The 9,006-nt window shown below is 65.6% G+C and carries 7 protein-coding genes; 5 read left to right on the top strand and 2 right to left on the bottom strand.

Annotated features, from left to right (window positions below; all coding sequences use genetic code 11):
- Nucleotides 1–568, top strand: a 568-nt coding sequence (gene map / locus SE92_RS04980; RefSeq protein WP_063194736.1) for a type I methionyl aminopeptidase, incomplete at its 5' end; no start/stop codon positions are given.
- Nucleotides 569–646: 78 nt separating this feature from the next.
- Here map and SE92_RS04975 read toward each other — a convergent pair.
- Both SE92_RS04975 and SE92_RS04970 read right to left on the bottom strand, forming a co-directional pair.
- Nucleotides 647–901 (bottom strand): DUF3551 domain-containing protein, encoded by a 255-nt coding sequence (locus SE92_RS04975; protein WP_063194735.1) that lies wholly within the window; start codon nucleotides 899–901, stop codon nucleotides 647–649.
- A gap of 1 nt (nucleotide 902) precedes the next feature.
- The gene (locus SE92_RS04970; protein ID WP_063194734.1) at nucleotides 903–1,223 is read right to left on the bottom strand and encodes a DUF3551 domain-containing protein; all 321 of its coding nucleotides are present in this window, start codon (nucleotides 1,221–1,223) and stop codon (nucleotides 903–905) included.
- A gap of 252 nt (nucleotides 1,224–1,475) precedes the next feature.
- Here SE92_RS04970 and SE92_RS04965 point away from each other — a divergent pair, with 252 nt between their 5' ends.
- The 4 genes from SE92_RS04965 to SE92_RS04950 form a co-directional block, all read left to right on the top strand.
- Nucleotides 1,476–2,198 (top strand): outer membrane protein, encoded by a 723-nt coding sequence (locus SE92_RS04965; RefSeq protein ID WP_063194733.1) that lies wholly within the window; start codon nucleotides 1,476–1,478, stop codon nucleotides 2,196–2,198.
- A 492-nt stretch (nucleotides 2,199–2,690) separates the two neighbouring features.
- Nucleotides 2,691–6,194: a DNA polymerase III subunit alpha gene (dnaE, locus tag SE92_RS04960; protein ID WP_063194732.1), complete on the top strand. Its 3,504-nt coding sequence runs from the start codon at nucleotides 2,691–2,693 to the stop codon at nucleotides 6,192–6,194.
- A 115-nt stretch (nucleotides 6,195–6,309) separates the two neighbouring features.
- A complete protein-coding gene (locus SE92_RS04955) occupies nucleotides 6,310–7,053 on the top strand; it encodes a carbonic anhydrase (protein WP_063194731.1) in 744 nt (247 codons plus the stop codon).
- Nucleotides 7,054–7,366: 313 nt separating this feature from the next.
- Nucleotides 7,367–9,006 (top strand): caspase family protein (locus SE92_RS04950; protein ID WP_198172900.1); only part of this gene is annotated, 1,640 nt, incomplete at its 3' end.

Below are 9,006 nucleotides of genomic sequence, written 5' to 3'. Positions count from 1 at the left end.
CTTTCCCGGGGCGACCTGCATCAGCGTCAACGAGGAGATCGCTCACGGCATCCCGGGCGAGCGGCGGATCGCGCGCGGCGATCTCGTGAACATCGACGTGTCAGCCGAGAAGAACGGTTTGTTTGCCGACACCGGGGCCTCGTTCGCCGTTCCGCCCGTCGCCCGCGCGATTGAACGGCTTTGCCGGGACGGCCGGCGGGCGATGTGGACCGGCCTGCAGCGGGTTGGCGCCGGCAAGCCGATCGCCGGGATCGGCCAGGCGATCGGGACCTTTGCACGGAAGAACGGCTACAGCCTGGTCAGGAATCTTGCCAGTCACGGTGTCGGCCTGTCGCTCCACGAGGAGCCGACCGAGATCGCGACATGGCCCGACCGCTCCGAGCGCCGCATCATGAACGATGGCCTGGTGTTCACCGTCGAGCCGTTCCTGTCTCTTGGCGCCGAGTGGGCAGAGAACGGCGATGATCCATGGACGCTCTTCAGCAGTCCCGCGGCGCCGACCGTGCAGTACGAACACACCGTTGTCGCCACCCGCAACGGGCCCCTGATCGTGACGATGGCAGGTTGAGGCCACTGAGGCCGGCGGCGGATCACGTCAGACGGTCGATGATCTGAAGGAGACGATCGCGACAGGGCGATCGCGGCATCAGCGTCTGGTGGCCGACCTCGCGCGGCGAGCAGGTTCCCTTGGCGGAAAATACGGGTTCACCACGCAACTCGCCGAACGTCCGACGGCGAGATATTTGCACTGCGCGAGCGAGCCGTAACGGCAGTCGAAATAGCCGACGGGCCCGTAGATCTGCATGCAGACGGGATAGCTCGGGTCATAGGTTTGCGCGCGTGCGGATCCGCCCGCGAGCAGCAGGCCGATTGCAGCGAGCGCGAGACGGGCGCTGCGCATCTCAGCGCGGCAGGTAGTAGCCGGGCGAGTAACCCGGCATCTGGCCGCGCGGACGATTTTGATAGGCGTAGGGGTCATCGCTCTGACCCGAGAAGAAGGGATTCGCGATGCAGGTCAGCGCGCGGCCCGAGGCGCTTGCCTGACACTGCGCGTAGGTGTCGAACCTGCAATTGCTCAAGCCCGGCCATTCATCGCCAGTGAGGCAGAACGGATGGTGCGTGCCGAACGCGCGCGCCGGTGTGCTTGCGCTCGACGCGAGGGCAAATGTGGCGAGTGCGAGCGAAAATGTGGCGACAATGGGGAGGGCAACTCGTCCAGGCATTTCAATTCTCCATCACGCGAACGTGCGAGCGACGTTGTTACGCGCGCCTGCAATTTATCTCGTGTCGCCGACATTGGAACTACAGAAAACACTTGTTTCAAAGGGTTTCCAGCGCGCGCTGATAAATCTTCATTAATGAAGCGCTGGCCTTTGGAGCGAACTGTGGCGTTGAGGTTACAGCAATTCCGTCGATCGCTGTTATGACCACTGCACGGCCAGGGGGCCTAACGACGAAACTGGAACGGGACTCAAATGAAAAAGAATTTGTTGCTTGCCGCTGTGAGCCTTGTCGCGCTGAGCGCGACTGCGCCGGCGCTGGCTGCTGACCTCGCAGCGCGGCCCTACACCAAGGCGCCGGCGATGGTCGCCGCGATCTACGACTGGAGCGGCTTCTACATCGGTATCAACGGCGGCGGCGGTTCGTCGAGCACGAAGTGGGACCTGGTCGGTTTCGGCCGTGATGGTTCGCACGATGCGACCGGCGGCACGGTCGGTGGCCAGATCGGCTATCGCTGGCAGTCCGGCCAGTTCGTGTTCGGCGTGGAAGGCCAGGGCAACTGGGCCGACTTCTCCGGCAGCCATGTCGGCGCGATCTCCGGCCTCACGAACAGCACCAAGATCGATTCGTTCGGTCTGATCACCGGTCAGGTCGGTTACGCCTGGAACAACGTGCTGCTCTACGTCAAGGGCGGCGCGGCTGTGGTCGGCACCAAGTACGACACTTCGCTCGGCGGCGTGTCGCTGGCCTCGGCCAACGACACCCGTTGGGGCGGCACCGTCGGCGCAGGCCTCGAGTTTGGCTTCGCTCCGAACTGGTCGATTGGCGCCGAGTACAACCACATCTTCCTGGGCGGCAACGATCGCAACCTGACCGGCCCGGCTGGTGTTCTGGCGGTCAACGTCAAGCAGGACGTCGACATGGGCCTCGTCCGCCTGAACTACAAGTTCGGCGGCCCGATCCTCGGCCGTTACTGATATCGATCGCTCTTCGAGCGGTTATCGAAAGCCCCGGCCTTGCGCCGGGGCTTTTTTCTTGTTCGCATTCAACGAGTTAACCATTCCCTTGCGGGATGGTCGAGATGGCTTGACTCCTGAGAACGAAATGAGAACAATGTTCTTCATACGTTCTAGCAAGGGAGCGAGATCATGTTCAAGATTTTCGTGGAAGAAGCGGCCGCGCTGGCCTCCATCACACTGTTCGTCGGGATGATCGCGATCTGGGCCCAGGTCATACCGCAGCTCTGATTCTGAAGGTTTTGGTGCAGCGGTTTTGCAGGCCCATCCGCCTCGTGACCGGTGGCCTTGGGGATAAGCAGGACGACGCCGCCAATTGGCCGCTCCGGCGTGGACTCTGAAGCTGCGAGGTCCCACCATCGTGGGGCGAGTCGGCGAAAGGGCAGATGGCGAGTGATGCCTTGAAGAGCCGACGACCGCTCCATTTCATCTGCAAGAGGCCGTCACGCGACCATGCCGAGCGCCGGATTTGTTCACCTTCACGTTCACTCGGCCTATTCGCTGCTCAAGGGCTCGATCAAGATCGGCAAGCTCGCCGAGCTTGCCAAGAAGGATCACCAGCCGGCCCTGGCGCTGACCGACACCGACAATCTGTTCGGTGCGCTGGAGTTCTCCGACAAGATGGCGGGCTCCGGCATCCAGCCGATCGTCGGCTGCGAGCTCGCGATCGATTTCGGTGACCAGGATCCGAACGCGCGCAACGCGATGGGGCCCTCGCGCGTGGTGCTGCTGGCGGCGCAGGAGCGCGGCTATCGCAGCCTGATGCGGCTGAACTCGCGCGCGTTCCTGGAATCACCGGATAGCCACGCGCCGTTCATCAAGTTCGACTGGTTCGAGGGTGAGACCGAGGGTCTGATCGCGCTGACGGGCGGGCCGGACGGACCGATCTCGCTGGCGCTGGCCGGCGGTCATGCCGAGCTCGCCGCGCTGCGCTGCGAGCGTCTGGCCAGCCTGTTCGGCGACCGCCTCTACATCGAACTGCAGCGCCACAACACCGAGAAGGAGCGGCGCGTCGAAAGCGGCCTGATCGACATCGCCTACGCCAAGGGATTGCCGCTGGTTGCAACCAACGAGCCGTATTTCGCCGCGACCGATGACTACGAGGCGCATGACGCGCTGCTGTGCATCGCCGGCGGGCGGCTGATCGCGGAGACCGAGCGCGAACAGCTCACGCCCGATCATCGCTTCAAGACCCGCGCCGAGATGGCGCTGCTGTTCGCCGACATTCCGGAGGCGCTGGCCTCGACGGTGGAAATCGCCGAGCGCTGCTCGTTCCGGCCGATGACGCGCAAGCCGATCCTGCCGTTCTTCACCGTCGGCGCCGCGCAGAGCTCGGACGCAGCGGCGGTCGAGTCGGCGGAATTGAAGCGCCAGGCAGAGGCGGGGCTTGCCAACCGCCTCAGTGTCCACGGCCTGTCGCAGGGCACCACGGAGGAAGACTACAACAAGCGCCTGGCGTTCGAACTCGACGTCATCATGCGCATGAAATATGCGGGCTACTTCCTGATCGTGTCCGACTTCATCAAATGGGCGAAGTCGCAGGGCATTCCGGTCGGGCCGGGCCGCGGCTCCGGTGCAGGCTCGCTGGTCGCCTGGGCGCTGACCATCACCGACCTCGACCCGATCAAGTTCGGCCTGCTGTTCGAGCGCTTCCTCAATCCCGAGCGCGTCTCGATGCCGGACTTCGACATCGACTTCTGCCAGGACCGTCGCGGCGAAGTGATCCGGTACGTCCAGGAACGCTATGGCCGCGACCAGGTGGCGCAGATCATCACCTTCGGTACGCTGCAGGCGCGCGGCGTGCTGCGCGATGTCGGCCGCGTGCTGCAGATGCCCTACGGCCAGGTCGACAAGCTGACCAAGCTGGTGCCGCAGAATCCGGCGGCGCCGGTGACGCTTGCCGCCGCGATCGAGAGCGAGCCGAAGCTGCAGGCGTTCCGCGACGAAGACCCGATCGTGGCCCGCGCCTTCGACATCGCCCAGCGCCTGGAAGGCCTGACCCGCCACGCCTCGACCCATGCGGCCGGCATCGTGATCGGCGATCGTCCCTTGAGCGAGCTCGTGCCGCTCTACCGCGATCCCAAATCCGACATGCCGGTGACCCAGTTCAACATGAAATGGGTCGAGCCGGCGGGCCTCGTCAAGTTCGACTTCCTCGGCCTGAAGACGCTGACCGTGCTCGACGTCGCGGTGAAACTGCTCAAGCCGCGCAACATCCATGTCGATCTCGCCACGCTGCCGATCGACGATGCCGAAAGCTACCAGATGCTGGCGCGCGGCGAGGTGGTCGGCGTGTTCCAGGTTGAAAGCCAGGGCATGCGGCGCGCGCTGGTCGACATGCGCCCGGACCGTTTCGAGGACATCATCGCGCTGGTCGCGCTCTATCGCCCGGGCCCGATGGCGAACATCCCGACCTATTGCGCGCGCAAGCACGGCGACGAGGAGCCGGAATATCTGCATCCCGTGCTGGAGCCGATCCTGAAGGAGACGTTCGGCGTCATCATCTACCAGGAACAGGTGATGCAGATCGCGCAGGTGATGTCGGGCTATTCGCTCGGCGACGCCGACCTGTTGCGCCGCGCCATGGGCAAGAAGATCCGCGCCGAGATGGACAAGCAGCGCGACATCTTCGTCGCGGGTGCGGTGAAGAACGGCGTGCCGAAGGGGCAGGCCGAGACCATCTTCGAGCTGCTGGCCAAGTTCGCCGACTACGGCTTCAACAAGAGCCACGCGGCGGCCTATGCGCTGGTGTCCTACCACACCGCCTACATGAAGGCGCATTATCCGGTGGAGTTCATCGCGGCGTCGATGACGCTCGACCTGAACAACACCGACAAGCTCTCCGAATTCCGCGCCGAGGCGCAGCGCCTCGGCATCAAGGTCGAGCCGCCGAACATCAACCGCTCCGGCGCGACCTTCGAGGTCGGCGACAAGGTCATCTACTATGCGCTCGCGGCGCTGAAGGGCGTCGGCATCCAGGCGATCGAGCAGATCATCGAGGAGCGCACCAAGCGCGGCTTGTTCACCTCGCTCGCCGACTTCGCCGCGCGGGTCAATCCGCGCGCCATCAACAAGCGCATCATCGAAAGTCTCGCCGCCGCCGGCGCCTTCGACACGCTGGAGCCGAACCGCGCCCGCGTCTTCGCCGGCGCCGACTCCATCCTCGCCGCCTGCCAGCGCGCGCATCAGGCCGAGACCATCGGACAGAACGACATGTTCGGCATGTCGGCGGATGCGCCGACCATCATGCTGCCGCAGATCGAGCCGTGGCTGCCGGCCGAAAAGCTCCGCCGCGAATACGACGCCGTCGGCTTCTTCCTGTCGGGCCATCCGCTCGACGATTACGCCACCGTGCTGAAGCGGCTGCGAGTGCAGAGCTGGGCCGAATTCTCGCGCGCGGTGAAGACCGGTGCTACCGCCGGCAAGGTCGCGGCCACCGTGGTCTCGCGCATGGAGCGGCGCACCAAGACCGGCAACAAGATGGGCATCATGGGCCTGTCCGATCCCACAGGCCATTTTGAGGCGGTGCTGTTCTCGGAAGGCCTCGCGCAATATCGCGACGTGCTGGAGCCGGGCGCCGCCGTGCTGCTGCAACTCGGCGCGGAGCTCCAGGGCGAGGACGTCCGCGCCCGCGTGCTGCATGCCGAGCCGCTGGATGATGCCGCCGCCAAGACGCAGAAGGGCCTGCGCATCTTCCTGCGCGACACCAAGCCGCTGGACTCGATCGCCAAGCGTCTGGCCGGTCCCGACATGGCCGCATCGAACGGCGCCGCGCCAAAGATCGGCAGTCCGGCCATCGCGCCGCGCTCCAATGGCGACGGCGAGGTCTCGCTGGTGATGCTGCTCGACCTCGAGACCGAGGTCGAGATGAAGCTGCCCGGCCGCTTCAAGGTCTCGCCGCAGATCGCAGGCGCGATCAAGGCGGTCGCGGGCGTCGTGGACGTGCAGCAGATCTGACGCTTGCGCGTCCCGTCGCAAACCAAAGCTTAACTAACAAGCTCTCGCATGGTTTCGAAGTGTGCCGGGCACAGCTATCAGTTGTCGCCCGGCGCGCAACCAAGGAAGAACAACCATGTGTGACAAATGCTCTGAAAATCTGCATCAATCGATGGCTCCCTCCCGCCGCTCGATGATGCTCTTCGCGGCCTCCGCGCTCGGAATGGCGGCGTTTGGCGGGCCCGCTTTGGCCAAGGAGGCGAAGGCGCCGCCGAAACCTCAGAATGTGCTGTCGCCCGATGCCGCGCTGAAGCGGCTGATGGAGGGAAATTCGCGCTACGTCTCGGGCGTGTCGCGCCGCCACGACTTCAAGCACGAGCGCGAGGCTCTGGTCGGTGGTCAGAATCCGTATGCGGCCGTGTTGAGCTGCGCCGATTCGCGCATCGCACCCGAATATGCCTTCGACAGCGGACGTGGCGACCTGTTCGTGTGCCGCGTCGCCGGTAACTTTGCCGGTGACGAGACGGTCGCGAGCATGGAGTACACGGTCGCCGTGCTCGGCACGCCCCTGATCCTGGTGCTCGGCCACGACAATTGCGGCGCGGTCGACGCGACCATCAAGTCGCTGAAGGACGACAAGCCGCTGCCGGGGCACATCCCGACGCTGGTCTCCGCGATCGCGCCGTCGGTGAAGGCGGCGGCCCAGCAGAGCGGCAACGCGCTCGACAACGCCATCCGTCAGAACGTCATCGACAACGTCGCCAAACTGAAATCGGCGGCTCCGCTCCTCAATGCAGCGGTCGAGCAGGGCAAGCTCAAGGTGGTCGGCGGTATCTATCGGCTGAGCACGGGGGCCGTCGAGTTGCTTGCCCAGGGGTGAGCCTGCTTCAGGAGGACGCCAAGCCAGGCGGCCGCGCCTCTGCCCGTTGAAGGGCGGCCGCCAAGCGGGGATTTGAACAAGCGGCGACTTGAAGGAGCCTCGCGCTGTTTCTAGGCTGCGCCGAGGCTGACGTGAGGCTGACACGAGGGGGCGTGGGGCTGACGCCGGCAGCGGCGTGGCCACGCCTCCGCCTCAATCCAAGCCTTTCGTTATTCAGGCCTTTCGTTATCCAAGCCTTTCGTTCAACCGCCGTTCAGCCGGCCGCGCGCCTCATGCGTGGTGGCACCTCAACGACAATAACGGGCAGCAAGCCATGCGTGGGACGTTCAGAGTCTTCATTTGCCTTCTCCTGCCGATCGTGGTCCTTGCCGCAGGCGCGCCGGGACCTGCGCGCGCGCAGCAGCAGGAGAAGCGCATCGCGCTCGTGGTCGGCAATGGCGCCTACGCCAAGTCGCCGCTGGCGACGACCGCGAACGATGCCGGCTTGATCGCCCAGACGCTGCAGGCGGCCGGGTTCGACGTCGTCGGTGCCAGGGATCTCGACGGCGATACGCTTCGCAAGAGCTTTCGTGATTTCATCCAGAAGGCCCAGGCCTCCGGACCCGGCACCGTCGCGATGGTCTATCTTGCAGGCTACGGCGTGCAGCTTGCCGGCGAGAACTATTTCATCCCGGTCGATTCCAACATCACCCGCGATACCGACGTTCCGACCGAGGCCTTGCGGATCGGCGACTATATGCGCCAGCTCGCGTCGATCCCGCTCAAGGCCAACATCGTCGTGCTCGACGCGGCCCGCGCACAGCCCTTCATCGAGGGCGGCCAGCAGATCGCGAGCGGTCTGGCGCTGGTCGAGCCCGAGCCGAACATGCTGATCGCGTTCAACGCCGCGCCCGGCACGGTCGCGCCGGAGGAGCCGGGGCCCTATGGCATCTACGCCCAGTCGCTGGCTGAGATGATCCGGACCGGCGGCCTGCCGCTGCCCGAAGTGTTCGACCGCGTCCGGCTGCGCGTCAACGAGGCCAGCAAGGGCGCGCAGATCCCCTGGAACGAGCAGAAGATCTCGGCGCCTTTCTCGTTCTTCGAGCGCGGGCCGGATGCGCCGCCGCCGGCGGAGACGCCGGACCAGGTTGCCGCGCTGCGTGCCCGCCCGATCCGCGATCTCGGCGCGCAGGATGCTTATGCCGCCGCGCTCGAGCGCGACACGCTGCCGGCCTATGAGGAATTTCTCTCCGCCTATCCCGGCGATCCCCTGGCCAAGCGCGTGATGGCTATCGTCGCGGCGCGCCGCGAGGCCATCACCTGGCGGCGCACCTATCGTAACGACACGCCGGAAGCCTATTGGTCGTATCTGCGCCGTTATCCGCGCGGACCGCACGCGGGCGATGCGCGCCGCCGCCTTGCGATCCTCACCGCGCCGGCCGAGCCGCCGCCGAGCTTTGCGATGATCGACTACGACGTGCCGCCACCGCCGCCGGAGGAGGTGGTCTATGTCGATCGTCCGGTGCTGTATTTCGGCGATCCCGTGTTCGCCTTCGCACCGCCGCCACCGCCGCCGGTCTACTACCTGCCGCCGCCGCCGCCCGATTTCGTCGTGCTGCCGCCGCCGATGCCCGTGGTCGGCCTGTTCGTGCTGCCGCAGCCGGTGTTCGTGCCGATCCCGGTGTTCGTGAGGCCGCCGGTCTATGTCGCGCCGCCGCCGAACAACATCATCTACCAGAACATCCACAACACCACGGTCATCAACACCGTGATCAACCGTCCGCCGCCTCCAGCACCTGCTGTGGGGGCAGGGGCTGGACCGGGACCGGGCAATCTGGCGCCGGCGATTGCCGGCCGCGCCAATCCTGCCGGGCCTGCCGTACCGCAGGCGGTCGTGCAGCGCGCTGCCCTGATCCAGCAGGGTAAGGCGCCGATGCCGCCGAGCGCGACGATCCAGCCGACGGTGAAGCCCGG

It is taken from the genome of Bradyrhizobium sp. AT1, assembly GCF_001590795.1.
Taxonomy (GTDB): domain Bacteria; phylum Pseudomonadota; class Alphaproteobacteria; order Rhizobiales; family Xanthobacteraceae; genus Bradyrhizobium.
Note: the sequence above shows the minus strand (reverse complement) of the source record. Positions and strands in the feature narration are given on the sequence as shown.